Raw genomic sequence first — 17,491 nt, forward strand, 5'->3', positions numbered from 1 at the left:
CCTGCCAGCTTAGTAGCCGTAGGCGTAACGGTTGCGGTTGATGTCGAGGTCCGAGATCCGTCCGCTGCGATCGTACTTGCAGTTGAACTGATACTGCGGAGCGCCCGCCTGGCCGTAACCACCGTAGGGCTGGTTGTAGCCGTTGTTGTAGCCGTAGCCGTAATTGCCGCGGTAGGCGGTGCTGCCGGCCTGGCCGTAGACACGCATGTTGCCATTGCGGGTGCGCTGGACGCGGTCGATCTGGACCACGCGGATCGCGCCGGCCTGGTTGTAGCCATAGCCGCCGTAGCCGTTGTTGTAGCCACCGTAGCCGCCATAGCCATTATTATAGCCATAGCCGCCACCATTCAGGCGCTGCTCGGCCGCACGGGCACACTGGTCGACCGCGGCGCGCTCGAGGTTGTAATCGTTGCGCCCGTAATAGCTGTTGTAGCCATACGGATTCTGGCCGCGGAGGATGTTGTTGAGGATGGCACCGGTGATCACGTCACCGAGGCCACCGCCATAACCACCACCAGGATAATATTGAGCCGCGGCCGGAGCCGCTGCACCGACCGACACTGCCGCAACCGCGGCAGCACCGGCGAGGATCTTCGAAACAGCCTTCATGGCCACGTCTCCTTGAGTTCACTCGAAGCGGGCCCTCCCGCTCGTGCTAACGCTCATCTTCGATTCGCGATGCATCATGTCTGAATGATGTTGATTGCTGGCGTTCAGCTTTCGGGCCGCCGCCGCAACGATCGACCCTTGTGATCGTCCACAATTTTCTTTCGGACCTCAAACTAAATCGCTTGACAATGGTGCAAAAGCGATTCGCGGTTTGGAACCTCACCGCTTGGATGCACGTTTTGCATTCAAACGGAGACACGAAAAATGAAGACTTTTGCTACGCTTGCGGCGGCCATCGCCGTGGCGGTGGCGACCCCGTGCGTCGCCGCCGACCTCGCCCCGGACGAAAGTAGCACCGCGATCATGGCTGCCGCCTCGGCGGTCGCCGCGGCGCGTGACGAGGCTGCCCCCGTGCTGGGCGACCGCGACCTCAAGCCCGGCGGTTACTGGTGGAACAGCGCCGGCCCGAGCAGCGGTCCGGTCGAAGTCCGGGTCAGCCTCGAAGAGCAGCGCGCCTATGTCTATCGCGCGGGCGAACTGATGGGCGTCTCGACCATTTCGTCGGGCAAGCCCGGCAAGGACACGCCCCCGGGCATCTTCCCGATCCTCGAGAAGAAGACGATGCATCGCAGCCGCAAGTACGACAATGCGCCGATGCCCTTCATGCAGCGGATCGACAATTACGGGATCGCGCTTCACGCCGGCCACATCCCGGGCCGTCCCGCCAGCCATGGCTGCGTCCGGCTCCCGTCGGCTTTTGCCGCCAAGCTGTTCGGGATCACCAAGGTCGGCGACCGGGTGGTCATCGGCTAACAGGTTCTGGCCGGCGAGGGTCTCCCCTGCCCTCGCCGGCCGGTTCGCCTACTTGATCTCGAGCCCGGTATACTTGGCCATAAAGGCCGAGACGTCGCTCGCCTCCTCGATGATCTTGTCGGTCGGCTTGCCCGAACCGTGGCCCGCGCGGGTCTCGATCCGGATGAGATGCGGCTGGCCGTTGGGATCGGCGTGCTGGAGCGCGGCGATATATTTGAAGCTATGCCCCGGCACGACGCGGTCGTCGGTGTCGGCGGTCGTCACCAGCACCGCCGGATAGCGCACCCCCGCCTTGATGTTGTGATAGGGCGAGTAGCTCAGCAGGGTCCGGAAATCGGCCTCCTTGTTGGGATAGCCATAATCGTCGACCCAGTAGCGCCCGGCGGTGAAGCGGTCGAAGCGCAGCATGTCCATGACGCCGACCGCCGGGTTGGCCGCGGCGAAGAGGTCGGGCCGCTGGTTGACGACCGCGCCGATCAGCAGGCCGCCGTTCGACCCGCCCTGCACCGCAAGCCCGCCCTTGGGCGTGACCCCAGTCGCGATCAGCGCCTCGCCGGCCGCGATGAAGTCGTCGAACACGTTCTGCTTGTTCTGGAGACGACCGGCGTCGTGCCAGGCCTTGCCATATTCGCCGCCGCCACGGATGTTGGCCTGGACCCAGGCCCCGCCCTGCTCGAGCCAGGCGAGCCGGGTCGCCGAGAAGCTCGGCGTCAGCGAGATGTTGAACCCGCCATAACCGTAGAGCAACGTCGGCGCCGGGCCGGTCACGCCCTTCTTGCGGACGATGAACATCGGCACCCGCGTCCCGTCCTTCGAGGCGTAGAATCGCTGCTCGACGGTGAAGTCGTCGGGATTGAACAGCAGCTTGGGGCTGAACCAGGCCGTGCTCGCGTTCGAGCGGACGTCGTAGCGGTAGATGGTGGTCGGCCGGTTGAAGCTGGTGAAGGCGTAGAAGGTCTCGGGGTCGTCGAGGTCGCCCGAGAAGCCGCCCGCGGTTCCAAGCCCCGGAAGCTCGATCACGCGCTCCTTCGCGCCGGCCAGGCTGTGGACCCGGACCTCGGTCGAAGCATCCTTCAGATAGGAGAGGATGAGCTTGCCGCCGACCAGGCTCGACCCGCTCAGCGTCTCGGGCTGTTCGTCCACGATCACCTTCTTGTTCGGACGGGCGGCGTTGACGTCGATCGCCACGACCTTGAGGCGCGGGGCGCCGTCATTGGTCTGGAAATAATAGGTCGAGCCGCGATTGCCGATGTAGCTGTAATCGTGGGTGAAGCCGGGGATGAGGGTGCGCGGCTTGGCCCCCTTCTTCTGCCAGTCGAGCAGCGTGACTTCGTAGCGCTCGTCGGTGCCGCTCGACGAGGTGACGACGAGGGTCGAACCGTCGTCGCTGATCACCGCGCCATGGTTGAGGTCGGGCCGGTCGGGCGTCGCATAGAGCAGCCGGTCGGCGGCCTGCGCGGTGCCGACGCGGTGGAAATAGACCATCTGGTTCTTGTTGAGCGACACGAAGTCCGCGCCCGCCGCGCTTTCGGGATAGCGCGAATAGACGAAGCCCTTGCTGTCCTTGGCCCATGAGAGCCCGGAGAACTTCACCCACTTGATCTCGTCGCCGATGACCTTGCCGCTGGCGACGTCGAGGACCTTCAGCGTCCGCCAGTCCGAGCCGCCGTCCTGGATCGCGTAGAGGAGATATTTGCCGTCCTCGCTCGGCACCCATTCGGCGAGCGCGGTAGCGCCATCGGTGCTGAACGTGTTGGGGTCGATCAGCAGTCGCTCAGGGCCGTTCAAACTGTCGCGGACGTAGAGCGGCGACTGGTTCTGGAGGCCGCTGTTGCGCTGATAGAAGTAGCGGTTGCCCTTCTTCACCGGGGTCCCGACCCGCTCGTAATTGTAGAGCTCGGTCATGCGCTTCTTCAGGATGTCGCGGCCCGGCAGGGTCGAAAGGAAACCGTTGGTGACCTTGTTCTCCTCGGCGACCCAGGCGGCGACCGCCGGATCCTTGCGGACGTCATTCTCGAGCCAGCGATAGGGATCGGCGACCGGGGTCCCGAACTGGGTCTCGACCACATCCTCGCGGCGGGTCGCGGGATAGACGAGCGCGGGCTCGGCCGGGGTCGTCGCTTCGGCGGTGGCGGGCGGCGGGGTCATGGCGGCCTCGGGGGGCGGTGTGGTCGAACAGGCGGAGACGATCGGAAGGGTCATCAGCAGGAGGCTCTTGCGCATGGAAGTCCCTGATATGGGGAGGGAAGAGGCGCGAAAGGCTAGCAGCCGCATGGACAAGCGCAAGGCGCGACTTGCGTCCATAGCGGAACCGGCGCAATCGCTTGCCCATGACCCTCGTCAACACCGACTTCACCGCGGCCGCCGAGGCCGAATTCGACGCGATGATCGCGCTTCGCCGCGCGATCCATGCCGATCCCGAGCTGGGGCTGCACTGCACCCGCACCAGCGCCAAGTTGAAGGCCTCGCTCGAAGGCCTTCCGCTCGAGATCCGCGACAGCAAGAGCACCAGCGGCTTCGTCGCGATCCTGCGCGGCGCCCGCCCGGGCCGGACCGTGCTGCTGCGCGGCGACATGGACGCGCTTCCGATCCACGAGGAGACCGGGCTCGACTTCGCCTCGGCGACCGACGGCAAGATGCACGCCTGCGGCCACGACACCCATTCGGCGATGCTGTCGGCGGCGGCGCGGATCCTGTGCGCGAGCCAGGCCAGCCTCGAGGGCACGATCGTCTTCATGTTCCAGCCGGGCGAGGAAGGGCATCACGGCGCCCGCTTCATGATCGAGGACGGGCTGCTGGATGATCCCGTGCCCGACGCCGCCTTCGCGCTGCACATCTGGCCGACCATGCCGGGCGGGCAGGTCACCAGCCGGGCGGGCGCCTTGCTCGCTTCGACCGACGCGCTCAACGCCACCATCCGCGGCCGCGGCGGTCATGCCGCCATGCCCTATGACGCGATCGATCCCATCCCCGTCGCTTGCCAGGCGGTGACCGCGCTCCAGACGCATATCGCGCGGCGAATCGCCTTCTTCGATCCGGCGATCCTGACCATCACCCAGATCCATGCGGGCAGCGCCTACAACGTCATCCCGGAAACGGTGGAGCTGAAGGGCACGCTCAGGACGCTGTCCGACAAGGTCCGCGCCGAGGGCAAGGCCGCGTTCGAGAGAATAGTGACCGACGTCGCCCGCTCGGCCGACTGCACCGCCGAGATCCGGATCGACCAGGGCTACCCCGCCTGCAAGAACGACCCGCGCGCGGTCGCGCTCGCGGCCGATATCAGCCGCGACCTGTTCGGCGCGGACGCCTTCGTCGAGATGCCGAGCCCGATCATGGGCGGCGAGGATTTCGCCTACGTTCTCCAGCGCGTGCCGGGCTGCATGGCCTTCATCGGCGTCGCCCCGCCCGAGGAGGCGACGCCCGAGACCCGGCCCGGCCTCCACCATGCGAAGATGACGGTGCACGAGGAGTGGCTGACCCGCGGGGTTGCGCTTCACTGCGCCTTCGCCACCCGCTTCCTCGCCAGCGGCTGGGAGTAAGCGGTCATGAAGGAACTCACCCTCCGCGGGATCATCCTCGGCGCGCTGCTGACGATCCTGTTCACCGCCGCCAACGTCTATCTCGGCCTCAAGATCGGGATCACCTTCGCGACCTCGATTCCGGCCGCGGTCATCTCGATGGCGGTGCTGAAGCTGGTCCGCGACGCGACCATCCAGGAAAACAACATCGTCCAGACGATCGCCTCCTCGGCGGGAACGCTGAGCGCGATCATCTTCGTCCTGCCCGGCCTGATCATGGTCGGCTGGTGGACCGGGTTCCCCTACTGGCTGAGCGTCGCCGTGATCGGCATCGGCGGCATCCTCGGCGTCATGTATTCAGTGCCGCTCCGGCGCGCGCTGGTGACGGGGAGCGACCTTCCCTACCCCGAGGGCGTCGCCGCGGCCGAGGTGCTCAAAGTCGGCGCGGGCGTCGGCGGGGCCGAGGAGAACCGCCGCGGGCTCAACGCCATCATCATCTCGTCGGTCGTCTCGGCCTTCTATTTCATGTTCGCCAAGACGCGCGTGGTCGCCGAGGCGGCGGAGAAGAGCTTCCGGCTGGGCGCCGGCGCGACCAGCGCCTCGGCCAGCCTGTCGATGGCGCTGATCGGCGTCGGCCACCTCGTCGGCTTGGGCGTCGGCATCGCGATGATCGTCGGGCTGCTGATCGCCAAGGTCGGGCTGCTGCCGTGGCTGACCGCCGACCAGGTCGCGGGCGGCGGCGCGATCGACGAGATCGTCTCGACCACCTTCCGCCAGCAGGTCCGCTTCATCGGTGCCGGCACCATCGGGGTCGCCGCGATCTGGACCTTGCTCAAGATCATCGGCCCGATTCTGAAGGGCATCCGCGAGGCACTTGCCGCCAATCGCGCCCGCCACGGCGGCGAGACGCTGGCACTGACCGAGCGCGACCTTCCGATCACCATCGTCGGCGGGACGATCGTCGTGGCGATGATTCCGATCGCGCTGCTGCTTGCGGCCTTCGCCCAGTCGGGGCCGATCGCCTCGGCGGAAGGGATCACGCTCACCCTGTCGATCCTTTACATCCTGGGCGCCGGGATCGTGATCGCCTCGGTCTGCGGCTACATGGCGGGGCTGATCGGCGCCTCGAACAGCCCGATCTCGGGCGTCGGCATCCTCTCGGTCCTCGGCATCGCGCTGATCCTCGCAGCCTTGTTCGGGCAGGGTGCTGGCGACGGGGCGGACACCAAGGCGCTGGTCGCCTTCGCCCTGTTCGTGACCGCGATCATCTTCGGCGTCGCGACCATCTCCAACGATAATCTCCAGGACCTCAAGACCGGCCAGCTGGTCGGTGCGACGCCGTGGAAGCAGCAGGTCGCACTGGTGCTTGGAAACATCTTTGGCGCGCTGGTCATCCCGCCGATCCTCGAGCTCCTCAACAGTGCCTTCGGCTTCCAGGGCGCGCCCGGGGCCGGGCCGAATGCGCTCGCTGCCCCGCAGGCCGCGCTCATCTCGGCGATCGCGCAGGGTGTGCTCGGCGGAAGCCTCGACTGGAACCTGATCGGAATCGGCGCGGGCATCGGCGTCGCGGTGATCATCGTCGACGAAGTGCTGCGCGGGACGACGAGCAAGTACAGCCTACCCGCGCTGGCGGTCGGGATGGGCATCTACCTGCCGATGGACCTGACCCTGCTGATCCCGATCGGCGCACTACTCGGCTGGCTCTACAATCGCTGGGCCGAGAAGCAGTCGAACTCCGGCTTTGCCGAGCGGATCGGGACGCTGATGGCGACCGGCCTGATCGTCGGCGAAAGCCTGATGGGCGTCGCCTATGCGGCGATCGTCGCCGGGGCCGAGCGCGCCGGCAGCGAGAATGCCGGCGAAGTGCTGGCACTGGTCGAGGATTTCCCCTGGGCGGTGCCGCTCGGCATCCTCCTGTTCACCGCGCTGGTGCTCGGCCTCTATGCCTGGACCCGCGGCGCGGCGAAGGGGGCACCGGTGCAGGATGAGCCGCTCGAACCGAGTGAGGCGACCTACCGATGAGCCTCAATCCCAGGTTCCTCGGGCAGAACAGCACGCTGCCCGCGTCGCCGGACGAGGCGACGCTCGACTATGTGCCCAATCCGCGTGTCGGCTCGCTCTATCTCGTCCGCTTCGCCGCGCCCGAGTTCACCTCGCTCTGCCCGGTGACCGGCCAGCCCGACTTCGCGCATCTCGTGCTCGATTATGCGCCGGGCGAGACGATCGTCGAGTCCAAGAGCCTCAAGCTGTTCCTCGGCTCGTTCCGCAACCATTGCGGCTTCCACGAGGACGTGACGGTCGGGATCGGCCAGCGCCTGACGCAAGAGATGAAGCCCCGGTGGCTGCGCATCGGCGGCTACTGGTATCCGCGTGGCGGAATCCCGATCGACGTCTTCTGGCAGTCGAGCGCGCCGCCCGAAGGTCTGTGGGTGCCCGACCAGGGCGTGGCGGGATATCGCGGGAGAGGGTGATGGACGATCTGGTCTCGGTCGAATGGCTGGCGGCGAACCTTCGGGCGGCCGACCTCGTCGTCCTCGATGCGAGCTGGCACCTCCCCGCCGCCAATCGTGATCCCCGCCAGGAATATGAGGCGCGCCACATTCCGGGTGCGCGCTTCTTCGACATCGACATGCTGGCCGATCATGACGCCGCGACGAGCCACATGCTGCCGAGCGCCGAAGCCTTTGGCGCGGGGATGGAGGCGCTGGGAGTCGGGCGCGACGACCGGATCGTCGTCTACGACGACAGCGCGCTCCGGACCTCGGCGCGGGCCTGGTTCATGCTCCGCCATTATGGCGCGCGGCAGGTGGCGATCCTTGACGGCGGCTTGGCCGCCTGGCTGGCGGCGGGCCAGCCGGTGACCGACGCTCCGCCGCCCGGGCGCCCGGCCCGCTTCGCGGCTACCGCGCAGCCGGGCGAGGTGGTGACCAAGCGCGACCTGCTGCAAGGGGTCGGAGTGCCGGTCGCCGACGCGCGCGGCCCCGGCCGCTTCGCCGGGTCCGAGCCCGAGCCGAGGCCCGGGGTCGAGCCAGGCCACATCCCGGGTGCCAGGAATCTCCCCTTCAGCGCGCTCTATGGCGAGGATGGCCGCTTCCGGCCCGTGGCCGAGCTTCGGCGGGCCTTCGCAGCGGCGGGAATCGATCCCGAGCGGCCGTTCGTCGCGACCTGCGGATCGGGGGTCACCGCCAACAGCCTGATCTTCGCCGCGCGGCTGATCGGCAACCGCGACACGCGGCTCTATGACGGCAGCTGGAGCGAATGGGGGTCGGACCCGCAGACGCCCAAGGAACAGGGTTAGGCGCGGCCCGCGAAGAGGGCTTCGATCCCGGCAAGGTCGCGGCGAAGGCTTTCGCCGAGCACGTCCAGCGCGGCCGGATTCGGGGTCTCGCCCGCGCTTTCCGCCCCGAGCAGCGCCTCGATCCCCGCCGCGGCGGCCCCGGCGGCGCGGATCGAGCGGCCGTCGACGCAGCGCTGGACCGGTGCCGGTGCGAGCGGAAGCAACTCCTCGAAAGCGATAGTCGCGGGATCACGGCGAGGCCGGCCCTCGAACATCTCGACCAGAGCGAGCGCCTGGCGAACGCTGCGCAGGCGGGCGACCGCCTCGGCATAAGGCGCCGTTTCGGCCGGCTGCTCGGGCTGGAAGTGGATCATGCGACTCGGAAGTAAGCGCGCATGGTTGAGGAAGGGTGAATCCTCACCCCTCCCCGGTATTGATCAGGCGGCCGCGGTCTCGAGGTCGCGGAGGATCCAGCCGCGCTGCGGAATGGTCTCGATGAACTCGGCTCCGCCGCTCGCCATCCTGAGCTTCTTGCGCAGCTTGGAGATGAAGACGTCGATGATCTTGGGCTGCGGCTGGTCGTCCGAGCGGCGGTAGAGATGCTTCAGAAGCATCGTCCGCGTGACGACATTGTTGCGCGCGAATGCGAGCAGCTCGAGCACGCGATATTCCATCTCGGTGATGGCGATCGGGTGGCCGTCGATGCGGATCAGGCGCTGAACCTGGTCGACCGCCATGCGACCGCCGCACAGGGTCGGCGGAAGCTCCGAGCCGGCCGCCTTGAGGCTGGCGAGCAGCTTCGAGGCGACGTCGTCGGCATCGTCGCGCGCGCCGAGGCTGACCGGCGCCCCGATCAGCTGCTGCTGCAGGTCGGCGACCAGCGCATGCGCTTCCTCGGCCATCTTCTGACCTTCCTCGAAGCGCTTGCGCGAACGCTCGAGCAGCGCCTCGACCTCGACCAGGCGGGCGGAAATCGTATCGTCAGCCATGTATCACCCTCCCCTGGTTCACGCGTCTACGGGGTCTGCACCGAGGCGACCTGGCCGTCGCTGGCGGGCGCCGCGAGGATGGTCTGGGTCATCGGCCCCTTGTCGACCACCGCGGTGTCCGGGCTTCCGGCGACCGAGCGGGCGCCGAGCGCGGTGCGGTCGGCACCGGCCTTCTCGAGCAGCTGGCTCTCGCTCTGCGGGCGCGGCGCGGGACCGCCGAACAGGGTCTGGACCGCCTGCTGCTGCGCGCCCTCGGCCGACAGCGAGGCCGTGCCCGGCTTGGGCGGGGTCAGGCTGTAGTCGGGCGGGATCACCAGCGGCGCGTTGCGCGCCACGCGGAACTCGTCGAGCTTGGCGCCGCCCCCACCGCCGATGCCGAAGACGCCGCAGCCGGAAGTGGCCAGCGCCGCCGCGGTCAGGGTGAGGAAGGTCAGGGACTTACGCATCGTCAAGCTTCTCCGTGGGGTTCGGTTCGCGAACCAGGAAGGCCCGCAATATCAGGATCGCGACGCCGATGCTAATGCTGGCGTCGGCGACATTGAAGACCAGAAATGGGCGAAAGTCGCCGATGTGAAGGTCCAGGAAGTCGAACACATAGCCAAGCCGCGCGCGGTCGACGATGTTGCCGAGCGCGCCGCCCAGCACCATGCCGAGCGCGATCCGGTCGCCGCTCTTCTCCTCGCGGGTCAGCCACCAGGCGACCACCAGCGCAATGACGCTGGTCCCGGCGACGAGCAGCCAGCGCGTGGTGTCGCTCCCGGCGGTCAGGAGCCCAAGCGAAATGCCCATGTTGTGGACGCGGGTCAGCGCGAAGAAGGGCAAAAGGTCGATGCTCTGCCCGAGCTCGGTCAGGCCGAGCGGGCCGGCGACGAACCACTTGATCAGCTGGTCGACGAGAAAGATCGCGCCCGCCAGCGCGAAGCCTGCCTTGCCCTTCATGCCACCACCTCGGTGCACCGGTCACACAAATCGCCATCCTCCACGACTTCGGGCAGGTGCCGCCAGCAGCGGCCGCATTTCTTGTAGTCGACCCGGTGGGCGACGACCGCAGGGCCATGTTCGACCCGGCCGGTGTCGATCATCACTTCCGAGACGATGAACAATTCGGCAAGCTCGTCCGAGGAGAGCATCGGCCGGTCGGCATCGTCGGGCAGCCCGATCGCGACCCGCGCCTCGAGGCTCGAGCCGATCACCTTGTCGCGCCGCATCGGCTCGATCTCGGCGGTGACCTGCTCGCGAAGCGCCCGGTAGGTCGCCCAGATCTCGAGCAGCCGCGCGTCCGCGGCGTCGGGGAGGACGGGCCATTCCTCCAGGTGGACGCTCTGGGCGTCGGGATAGCGGGTGGCCCACACTTCCTCAGTGGTGAAGACCAGCACCGGGGCGAACCAGCGGACGAGCGCGTGGAACAAGGCATCGAGGACGCTGCGATAGCTGCGCCGCTTCACGCTGCCATAGGCCTCGCAATAGAGGCAGTCCTTGCGGATATCGAAGTAGAAGGCGCTGAGGTCGTTGTTGCAGAAGTCGCCGAGCGCGCGGGCGTAGCCGTTGAAGTCGTAGGCAGCGACCGCCTCGCGCAGGTCGGCGTCGAGCTTGCTGAGGAGCGCCAGCATGTAGCGCTCGAGCTCGGGCATCTCACTGACGTCGGTGATCCGTTCGGCTTCCTCGAAGCCCTCGAGCGCGCCGAGGAGATAACGGAAGGTATTGCGGATCTTGCGGTAGCTGTCGGAAACGCCGGCGAGGATCTCCTTGCCGATGCGATGGTCCTCGGTGAAGTCGACGGATGCGACCCACAGGCGCAGGATGTCGGCCCCGGTCTCCTTCATGAGGTCGAGTGGATTGACCGTGTTCCCCAGGCTCTTGGACATTTTCATGCCCTTGGAATCCATGGTGAAGCCGTGGGTCAGGACCGTGTCGTAGGGCGCCCGGCCGCGGGTGCCGCAGCTTTCCAGCAGCGAGGACTGGAACCAGCCGCGATGCTGGTCCGAGCCCTCAAGGTAGAGGTCGGCGGGCCAGCGCTGCTCGGGCCAGTGGCCGCTCTCCAGCGTGAAGACATGGGTGCAGCCGCTGTCGAACCAGACGTCGAGGATGTCGGTGACCTGCTCGAAGTCGTCGGGATGGCGCCAATCTCCATTAACCTTTCGAGCAGCCACGACGATGTCGCCATCGTCGTCATGTATGCCATTGAGGAGAAACGCCGCATTCCCTGCCGTCCAGGCATCCACCCCCTTCTCGCGCACGGCGGCGACGATGCGGGCGTTGACCTCCGGGTCGACCAGATACTTGCCGGTCTTGCGATCCACGAAGAGCGTGATCGGCACGCCCCAGGCGCGCTGGCGGCTGAGCACCCAGTCGGGGCGGCCCTCGACCATCGAGCCGATCCGGTTGCGGCCCTTGTCGGGGACGAAGCGGGTGTCGGCGATCGACTGGAGCGCGAGTTCGCGCAGCGTCGGCGAGCCGGCATGGGCCTCCTCGTCGATCGCGGCATTGCCACCCTCGCCTTCCCAGCGCTGTTCGGACTTCGACAGCGCCGGCAGGTGAGCGAGCGGCCGGTCCATCGCGACGAACCATTGCGGGGTGCAGCGGTAGATGACGCGGGCCTTGGAGCGCCACGAGTGCGGGTAGCTGTGCTTGAAGTCGCCCGCGCTCAGCAGCGCGCCGGCTTCGCGCAGATCGGTGAGGATCGGACCCTCGGGACCGTTGAACTTGGTGTTGATGACCGAGCCCTGCCCGCCCAGCCACAGCCAGTCCTCGCGATAACGCCCATCGCCCTCGACCGCGAAGACGGGGTCGATGCCGACCGCCTTGCACGCCTCGAAATCCTCCTCGCCATGATCGGGCGCCATGTGGACGAGGCCGGTGCCGGCGTCGGTGGTGACGTGCGGCGCCGGGATCAGCGGGCGCGGCTTGGCGAAGAAGCCGCCGAGATGGTGCATCGGGTGGCGGGCGATGCTGCCGGCGAGATCGGAGCCGTGCACGAAGCGGTCGATGCTCCAAGCACCCTTAAGCTCCGGCGCGTCCGCACCTCTCAGCGACGGATCAACGCGATCTTGGAAAGCGCTCACAAGATCCGTAGCGACGAGATAACGCCCGAGCGTCCTTCCGTCGTGATCGCGGAGGCTCGTCAAAGAGTAGTCGACCCCATCACCATAGGCGATCGCCTGATTGACCGGGATCGTCCACGGCGTGGTCGTCCACACCACCGCATGGGCACCGACCAGCTCCGGGATCGGGCTCTCGACGATTTCGAACGCCACGTCGATCTGGGTCGAGACGACGTCCTCATATTCGATTTCGGCTTCGGCCAGCGCGGTCTTTTCGACCGGGCTCCACATCACCGGTTTGGCGCCGCGGTAGAGCTGGCCGCTTTCCGCGAACTTGGTCAGCTCGGAGACGATGGTCGCCTCGGCCTCGAAGCTCATCGTGAGATAGGGCTTCTTCCAGTCGGCGAGGATGCCGAGACGCTGGAACTGGCCGCTCTGCACGTCGACCCAATGCTGGGCGTAGGCGCGGCATTCGGCGCGGAACTCGGCCGGGGGGACCTCGTCCTTGTTGCGCTTCTTCTTGCGATACTGCTCCTCGACCTTCCACTCGATCGGGAGGCCGTGGCAGTCCCAGCCCGGCACGAACGGCGCGTCCTTGCCGAGCAAGGACTGGGTGCGGACCGCGAGATCCTTCAGCGTCTTGTTGAGGACGTGGCCGATGTGAATGTCGCCGTTGGCGTAGGGCGGGCCGTCGTGAAAGATGAACTTGCTCCGGCCGGCGCGGGCCTCGCGCAGCTTGGCATAAAGGTCATCGGCCTGCCACTTGGCGAGGATCGCCGGTTCCTTCTGCGGCAGGCCGGCCTTCATCGGGAAGGCGGTCTTCGGCAGGAAGACGGTGTCGCGCCAGTCGCGCTTTTCGGGGAGAGTCTCGTCGGCCATTTGGCGGGGGCTCTAGCGGCCTATGGCCGTTTCGCAAACAACCAGTCGTTCGCCCTGAGCGACGTCGAAGGGCGCCGGCGCAGTCGTGCTTCGACTTCGCCCAGCACGAACGGCCTTTGTTATCAGGGCTGGAGGAGCGCCCGCGCCTCGGCTTCGTCGCGCCGCATCTGCTCGGCCAGCGAGTCCATGTCCTCGAAGCGGCGCTCGGGCCGGAGGAAGTGGCGCAGCGCGACCTCGATCTCCTGGCCGTAGAGGTCGCCCGACCAGTCGAACAGATAGGTTTCGAGCAGTTCGACCGGTGGCTCAAAGGTCGGGCGGACCCCGACATTGGCGACCCCGGCCTGCTCGCGCCCGTCGGGCAGCCGGACCGTCACGGCGTAGATGCCATAGGCCGGGCGCTGGTAATCGGCGAGGACCATGTTGGCGGTCGGGTAGCCGAGTTCGCGGCCGCGCTTGTCGCCGTGCTGGACGGTGCCGCGGATGGCGAAGGGGCGGGTCAGGAGCCGGGTCGCAGTGGCGGTGTCGCCTTGGGCCAGCGCGCGGCGGATGCGGCTCGAGCTCACCGCCTCGTCGCCGTCCGCGACGGGGCCCACCGCCTCGGCGGCAAGGCCGTGCGCCGCCCCCACCGCGCGCAGCACCGCGGCATTGCCGCCGCGGCGGGCGCCGAAGGTGAAGTCCTCGCCGGTCACCACCGCGGCCGCGCCCACCTGCTCGCGGAGCATGGCCACGAAATCCTCGGCGCTGGTGGCGGCGAGCGCGGCGTCGAAGTCGAACACGAGGCAGGCGTCGGCGCCGGCGGCGGCGAACAGCTCGGCCCGCTGGTCGAGGCTGGTCAGCCGGAATGGCGCGGCGTCGGGCTTGAAGAAGCGCACCGGATGGGGATCGAAGGTCGCAACCAGCGCGGGCCGCCCCCCATGCGCCGCCCGCGCGACCGCGCGCCCGACCACGGCCTGGTGGCCGAGGTGGAAGCCGTCGAAATTGCCAAGGGCGACGACCGAGTCCCGGAAGGAGTCCGGAATGCCGTCGCGCAGGGAGAGGCGCTTCATGTCGCCCGGGGCTGTAGAAGAGAGTGGGGCGAACCGCTAGTTCCCCCGTCGTCCGGTGCGGATCGATGCCCCACCCCCGTTGACTCTCCGCCCTCCCGGACATATCTGGCCCGCATCCCGTTCCTCCGGTCCCGGCGGCGCTCTCGTTGCGTCCGCCGTTTTGGCGTTAGTCAGGATCCGGAATGCGGGTGTCAGCGAAGAGATGGGTCGGCGTCGTGCCGGCCTGTGGAGCTAACTCGAAGGAAAACGACACCACATGGCTCGTATTGCCGGGGTCAACATCCCCACCAACAAGCGCGTCGAGATCGCGCTTACCTACATCCACGGCATTGGTCGCACCAAGGCCAAGGAAATCGCCGCCAAGCTGAACATCGCGCCCGAGCGCCGCGTTCAGGACCTGACGGACCAGGAAGTCCTGTCGATCCGTGAGACCATCGACGCCGATCACACGGTCGAGGGTGACCTCCGCCGCGAGACCGCGATGAACATCAAGCGGCTGATGGACCTGGCCTGCTACCGTGGCCTGCGCCACCGCAAGGGCCTGCCGGTCCGCGGCCAGCGCACGCACACCAATGCGCGCACCCGCAAGGGCAAGGCCAAGCCGATCGCCGGCAAGAAGAAGTAAGCTTCTTTCTCGTCGCAGCTTCACGTCCTTCGAGCTTCGCGCTCGGGACGAACGGATAAGGATAGTAGGATATGGCACGCGAACCCCAGCGCCTTCGGCGCCGCGAGCGCAAGAACATCTCGGCTGGCGTGGCTCACGTCAACGCGAGCTTCAACAACACCATGATCACCATCACCGACGCGCAGGGCAATGCGATTGCCTGGTCGAGCGCCGGCATGATGGGCTTCAAGGGCAGCCGCAAGTCGACCCCCTATGCCGCGCAGGTCGCGGCCGAGGACGCGGGCCGCAAGGCTGCCGACCATGGCGTCCGCACCCTCGAGGTCGAGGTCAAGGGCCCGGGTTCGGGCCGCGAGAGCGCGCTTCGTGCCCTCCAGGCCGTCGGCTTCCAGATCACCTCGATCCGCGACGTGACCCCGATCCCGCACAACGGTGTCCGTCCGAGCAAGCGCCGCCGCGTCTGACGCGGGCCGAAGCTCACCGCACTGAACTGAACCTCCAGGGGACCGGACGCGGTCCCCGCTCTGCCAAGGAAGCAAAATGGCCGTCAACGCAAAGAACTGGCAGGAACTGAAGAAGCCCAACGCGCTCGAGCGCAAGGCCGCCGGCGATGCCCGCCGCAAGGCCGTGTTCGTCGCCGAGCCGCTCGAGCGCGGCTTCGGCATGACGCTCGGCAACTCGCTGCGTCGCGTGCTGCTCTCCAGCCTCCAGGGCGCCGCGATCACCTCGATCAAGATCGAAGGCGTGCTGCACGAGTTCTCGAGCCTCGCCGGGGTCCGCGAGGACGTTACCGACATCGTCCTCAACGTGAAGCAGATCGCGCTGAAGTTCGAGGGCGAGGGTCCCAAGCGCCTCCACCTCACCGCGACCGGCCCGGGCGAAGTCACCGCCGGCCAGATCCAGACCTCGGGCGACATCGAGATCACCAACCCCGAGCTGGTCATCTGCCACCTCGACCAGGGTGCGACGCTCAACATGGAGCTGACCGCCGACATCGGTAAGGGCTATGTCGCGGCCGCCGCGAACCGCCCGATCGACGCGCCGATCGGGCTGATCCCGATCGACGCGCTGTACAGCCCGGTCCGCCAGGTCGCCTACAAGGTCGAGAACACCCGCGTCGGCCAGGAACTGGACTACGACAAGCTGACGCTCACCATCGAGACCGATGGCACCGTCAGCCCCGAGGAAGCCGTCGGCTATGCCGCGCGCATCCTCCAGGACCAGCTGGCGCTGTTCGTCGGCTTCGACGACCAGAGCTACCGCGCGGCCTCGCCGATGATCGGCCAGGCGATCCCGTCGGCCCCGATGGGCGGCGGCGCGGTGCCCGAGACCACCGACACCAACCAGCTCAACCGCTACCTCCTCAAGAAGGTGGACGAGCTCGAGCTGTCGGTCCGTTCGGCCAACTGCCTGAAGAACGACAACATCATCTACATCGGTGACCTCGTCCAGAAGACCGAGGCCGAGATGCTCCGCACGCCGAACTTCGGCCGCAAGTCGCTGAACGAGATCAAGGAAGTCCTTGCCTCGATGGGCCTGCGCCTCGGCATGGACATCCCGGGCTGGCCGCCCGAGAACATCGAAGAGATGGCCAAGAAGCTCGAGCAGGAAATGCTCGGCTAAGCCTCTGGCCCCGGCTTCGGCCGGGGCCGACAGGGTCAGGGCGGTGCCCTCAATCACCGCCTGGCTGGACCTACCTCATACGGGGTCCTGACGAACGAGAAGGAAGAATATCATGCGTCATCGCGTCGGCGGCCGTAAGCTGCAGCGTACCTCGGCCCATCGCGCGGCCCTGTTCCGCAACATGGCGGCGGCCCTCATCAAGCACGAGCAGATCACCACCACCCTCGCCAAGGCGAAGGAGCTTCGCCCCTATGTCGAGAAGCTGGTGACCCTCGCCAAGAAGGGCGGCCTGTCGAACCGCCGTCTCGCCCATGCGCGCCTCCTCGACGACGCCCAGCTGGTGAAGCTGTTCGACGTCCTGGCCGAGCGTTACGCGGGCCGCAACGGCGGCTACACCCGCGTCATCAAGGCCGGCATCCGTCAGTCGGACGCCGCCCCGATCGCGATCATCGAGTTCGTCGACCGCGACGTCAGCGCCAAGGGCCAGGACTCGGGTCCGGTCATGGGTGACGACGAGGACGATCAGCTCGCCGCCTGAGGCGACAGCCCAACATGAGAAAGGGGCCGCTCCGGGACGACCGGGGCGGCCTTTTCTTTTGCGCTCCTGCCCCGGCAGGAGAATGGTCAGCGGCGCGGATAGCCCGGCTGGGGAAGATTGGCGGTGGCGCGTTCGATCTCGTCGCCGGCGCGGTTCAGCGCGTCGCGAATGACCGGCAGCGCCCGAACCATCGCCTGGCCGCCCGCCTTCATCGCGCCCTTGCTCTGCTCGATGTCCTGCGACAGCTCGCGCTCATTGGTGCCGGTGACCGAGCGGACGGTCTTGCGGCGGTCCTCGCGCGTGGCCGGGCGGTTCTCGACCGCGGCTTCGACCTCGCCGACCGGCAGGTCGAGGAAGGCCTTGGTCAGCGCACCGACCATGTTGCCGACCTGGTCGAGCGTACGGTCGTCGAGGATCTCGGGCGGGATCCCGGACTGCGCCGCAGGCGGGGGCGGCGGAACGGCGGGCCGTCCGGTCTGGGCCGCCGCGGGAACGGCAATGGCGCTCAGCAGCGCCAGGGCAAGCAAGCGTCGCAT

Annotated in this window: 18 protein-coding genes; 9 read left to right on the forward strand and 9 right to left on the reverse strand. The window is 67.5% G+C overall.

From position 1 onward, the window contains the following. Positions 1–9: 9 nt before the first annotated feature. A complete protein-coding gene (locus BS69_RS13665; RefSeq protein WP_156956950.1) occupies positions 10–609 on the reverse strand; it encodes a hypothetical protein in 600 nt (199 codons plus the stop codon). A 264-nt stretch (positions 610–873) separates the two neighbouring features. Here BS69_RS13665 and BS69_RS0107180 point away from each other — a divergent pair, with 264 nt between their 5' ends. Next, positions 874–1,422 (forward strand): L,D-transpeptidase family protein, encoded by a 549-nt coding sequence (locus tag BS69_RS0107180; RefSeq protein ID WP_051676611.1) that lies wholly within the window; start codon positions 874–876, stop codon positions 1,420–1,422. A gap of 48 nt (positions 1,423–1,470) precedes the next feature. Here the strand turns inward: BS69_RS0107180 and BS69_RS0107185 are convergent, their stop codons facing one another. Continuing rightward, positions 1,471–3,645, reverse strand: coding sequence for a prolyl oligopeptidase family serine peptidase (locus BS69_RS0107185; RefSeq protein ID WP_029941284.1), 2,175 nt, complete (start codon positions 3,643–3,645; stop codon positions 1,471–1,473). 107 nt (positions 3,646–3,752) lie between these two features. On the opposite strand from BS69_RS0107185, the gene BS69_RS0107190 reads away from it, so the two are divergent. From BS69_RS0107190 to BS69_RS0107205, 4 genes are read left to right on the forward strand one after another with little or no spacing between them, the layout of a single operon-like run. Further along, complete coding sequence (locus tag BS69_RS0107190; protein WP_029941285.1) at positions 3,753–4,961, forward strand: M20 metallopeptidase family protein; 1,209 nt, start codon at positions 3,753–3,755, stop codon at positions 4,959–4,961. Between the two features lie 6 nt (positions 4,962–4,967). Next, on the forward strand, positions 4,968–6,962 hold the full coding sequence (locus BS69_RS0107195) for an OPT family oligopeptide transporter (RefSeq protein WP_051676612.1): 1,995 nt from the start codon (positions 4,968–4,970) through the stop codon (positions 6,960–6,962). After that, a complete protein-coding gene (gene queF / locus BS69_RS0107200) occupies positions 6,959–7,411 on the forward strand; it encodes a preQ(1) synthase (protein ID WP_029941287.1) in 453 nt (150 codons plus the stop codon). The genes BS69_RS0107195 and queF overlap by 4 nt, the downstream gene beginning before the upstream one ends. Continuing rightward, positions 7,411–8,238 (forward strand): sulfurtransferase, encoded by an 828-nt coding sequence (locus BS69_RS0107205; protein WP_029941288.1) that lies wholly within the window; start codon positions 7,411–7,413, stop codon positions 8,236–8,238. Before queF ends, BS69_RS0107205 begins: the two co-directional genes overlap by 1 nt. Here the strand turns inward: BS69_RS0107205 and BS69_RS0107210 are convergent. From BS69_RS0107210 to BS69_RS0107235, 6 genes are all read right to left on the reverse strand, one after another. Then, positions 8,235–8,591: a hypothetical protein gene (locus BS69_RS0107210; RefSeq protein ID WP_029941289.1), complete on the reverse strand. Its 357-nt coding sequence runs from the start codon at positions 8,589–8,591 to the stop codon at positions 8,235–8,237. The two genes, BS69_RS0107205 and BS69_RS0107210, sit on opposite strands and share 4 nt — an antisense overlap. A gap of 63 nt (positions 8,592–8,654) precedes the next feature. Then, positions 8,655–9,206: a winged helix-turn-helix domain-containing protein gene (locus tag BS69_RS13670; RefSeq protein ID WP_029941290.1), complete on the reverse strand. Its 552-nt coding sequence runs from the start codon at positions 9,204–9,206 to the stop codon at positions 8,655–8,657. A gap of 26 nt (positions 9,207–9,232) precedes the next feature. Then, on the reverse strand, positions 9,233–9,652 hold the full coding sequence (locus BS69_RS0107220; protein ID WP_029941291.1) for a DUF3035 domain-containing protein: 420 nt from the start codon (positions 9,650–9,652) through the stop codon (positions 9,233–9,235). Then, a complete protein-coding gene (lspA, locus tag BS69_RS0107225) occupies positions 9,645–10,145 on the reverse strand; it encodes a signal peptidase II (protein ID WP_029941292.1) in 501 nt (166 codons plus the stop codon). Before lspA ends, BS69_RS0107220 begins: the two co-directional genes overlap by 8 nt. Then, on the reverse strand, positions 10,142–13,126 hold the full coding sequence (gene ileS / locus BS69_RS0107230) for an isoleucine--tRNA ligase (protein WP_029941293.1): 2,985 nt from the start codon (positions 13,124–13,126) through the stop codon (positions 10,142–10,144). The genes lspA and ileS overlap by 4 nt, the downstream gene beginning before the upstream one ends. Before the next feature lie 122 nt (positions 13,127–13,248). Next, positions 13,249–14,172 carry a bifunctional riboflavin kinase/FAD synthetase gene (locus BS69_RS0107235; protein WP_029941294.1) on the reverse strand — a complete coding sequence of 308 codons (924 nt, stop codon included), beginning with the start codon at positions 14,170–14,172 and terminating at the stop codon, positions 13,249–13,251. Between the two features lie 256 nt (positions 14,173–14,428). Here BS69_RS0107235 and rpsM point away from each other — a divergent pair, with 256 nt between their 5' ends. The 4 genes from rpsM (at position 14,429) to rplQ (ending at position 16,955) form a co-directional block, all read left to right on the forward strand. After that, positions 14,429–14,797, forward strand: a complete 369-nt coding sequence (gene rpsM / locus BS69_RS0107240; RefSeq protein ID WP_029941295.1) for a 30S ribosomal protein S13 — start codon at positions 14,429–14,431, stop codon at positions 14,795–14,797. Positions 14,798–14,868: 71 nt separating this feature from the next. Continuing rightward, positions 14,869–15,258, forward strand: coding sequence for a 30S ribosomal protein S11 (gene rpsK, locus BS69_RS0107245; protein WP_029941296.1), 390 nt, complete (start codon positions 14,869–14,871; stop codon positions 15,256–15,258). Positions 15,259–15,334: 76 nt separating this feature from the next. Then, positions 15,335–16,417 carry a DNA-directed RNA polymerase subunit alpha gene (locus BS69_RS0107250; protein WP_029941297.1) on the forward strand — a complete coding sequence of 361 codons (1,083 nt, stop codon included), beginning with the start codon at positions 15,335–15,337 and terminating at the stop codon, positions 16,415–16,417. Positions 16,418–16,529: 112 nt separating this feature from the next. Next, positions 16,530–16,955: a 50S ribosomal protein L17 gene (rplQ, locus tag BS69_RS0107255; RefSeq protein WP_029941298.1), complete on the forward strand. Its 426-nt coding sequence runs from the start codon at positions 16,530–16,532 to the stop codon at positions 16,953–16,955. Between the two features lie 86 nt (positions 16,956–17,041). On the opposite strand, the gene BS69_RS0107260 is transcribed toward rplQ, so the two are convergent. After that, a complete protein-coding gene (locus tag BS69_RS0107260; RefSeq protein ID WP_156956952.1) occupies positions 17,042–17,491 on the reverse strand; it encodes a hypothetical protein in 450 nt (149 codons plus the stop codon).

The sequence above is a fragment of the Sphingomonas astaxanthinifaciens DSM 22298 genome, from assembly GCF_000711715.1.
In the GTDB taxonomy this organism is placed as follows: domain Bacteria; phylum Pseudomonadota; class Alphaproteobacteria; order Sphingomonadales; family Sphingomonadaceae; genus Sphingomicrobium; species Sphingomicrobium astaxanthinifaciens_A.

What these genes read in the sequence shown, in the direction of transcription:
- BS69_RS0107180 (WP_051676611.1), top strand. Translation starts at nt 874, where the DNA reads ATGAAGACTTTTGCTACGCTTGCGGCGGCCATCGCCGTGGCGGTGGCG.
- rpsK (WP_029941296.1), top strand. Translation starts at nt 14,869, where the DNA reads ATGGCACGCGAACCCCAGCGCCTTCGGCGCCGCGAGCGCAAGAACATC.
- BS69_RS0107220 (WP_029941291.1), bottom strand. Translation starts at nt 9,652, where the DNA reads ATGCGTAAGTCCCTGACCTTCCTCACCCTGACCGCGGCGGCGCTGGCC.
- BS69_RS13670 (WP_029941290.1), bottom strand. Translation starts at nt 9,206, where the DNA reads ATGGCTGACGATACGATTTCCGCCCGCCTGGTCGAGGTCGAGGCGCTG.
- BS69_RS0107210 (WP_029941289.1), bottom strand. Translation starts at nt 8,591, where the DNA reads ATGATCCACTTCCAGCCCGAGCAGCCGGCCGAAACGGCGCCTTATGCC.
- BS69_RS0107195 (WP_051676612.1), top strand. Translation starts at nt 4,968, where the DNA reads ATGAAGGAACTCACCCTCCGCGGGATCATCCTCGGCGCGCTGCTGACG.
- BS69_RS0107185 (WP_029941284.1), bottom strand. Translation starts at nt 3,645, where the DNA reads ATGCGCAAGAGCCTCCTGCTGATGACCCTTCCGATCGTCTCCGCCTGT.
- BS69_RS0107260 (WP_156956952.1), bottom strand. Translation starts at nt 17,491, where the DNA reads ATGCGACGCTTGCTTGCCCTGGCGCTGCTGAGCGCCATTGCCGTTCCC.
- queF (WP_029941287.1), top strand. Translation starts at nt 6,959, where the DNA reads ATGAGCCTCAATCCCAGGTTCCTCGGGCAGAACAGCACGCTGCCCGCG.
- ileS (WP_029941293.1), bottom strand. Translation starts at nt 13,126, where the DNA reads ATGGCCGACGAGACTCTCCCCGAAAAGCGCGACTGGCGCGACACCGTC.
- BS69_RS0107250 (WP_029941297.1), top strand. Translation starts at nt 15,335, where the DNA reads ATGGCCGTCAACGCAAAGAACTGGCAGGAACTGAAGAAGCCCAACGCG.
- lspA (WP_029941292.1), bottom strand. Translation starts at nt 10,145, where the DNA reads ATGAAGGGCAAGGCAGGCTTCGCGCTGGCGGGCGCGATCTTTCTCGTC.
- BS69_RS0107235 (WP_029941294.1), bottom strand. Translation starts at nt 14,172, where the DNA reads ATGAAGCGCCTCTCCCTGCGCGACGGCATTCCGGACTCCTTCCGGGAC.
- rplQ (WP_029941298.1), top strand. Translation starts at nt 16,530, where the DNA reads ATGCGTCATCGCGTCGGCGGCCGTAAGCTGCAGCGTACCTCGGCCCAT.
- BS69_RS13665 (WP_156956950.1), bottom strand. Translation starts at nt 609, where the DNA reads ATGAAGGCTGTTTCGAAGATCCTCGCCGGTGCTGCCGCGGTTGCGGCA.
- rpsM (WP_029941295.1), top strand. Translation starts at nt 14,429, where the DNA reads ATGGCTCGTATTGCCGGGGTCAACATCCCCACCAACAAGCGCGTCGAG.
- BS69_RS0107205 (WP_029941288.1), top strand. Translation starts at nt 7,411, where the DNA reads ATGGACGATCTGGTCTCGGTCGAATGGCTGGCGGCGAACCTTCGGGCG.
- BS69_RS0107190 (WP_029941285.1), top strand. Translation starts at nt 3,753, where the DNA reads ATGACCCTCGTCAACACCGACTTCACCGCGGCCGCCGAGGCCGAATTC.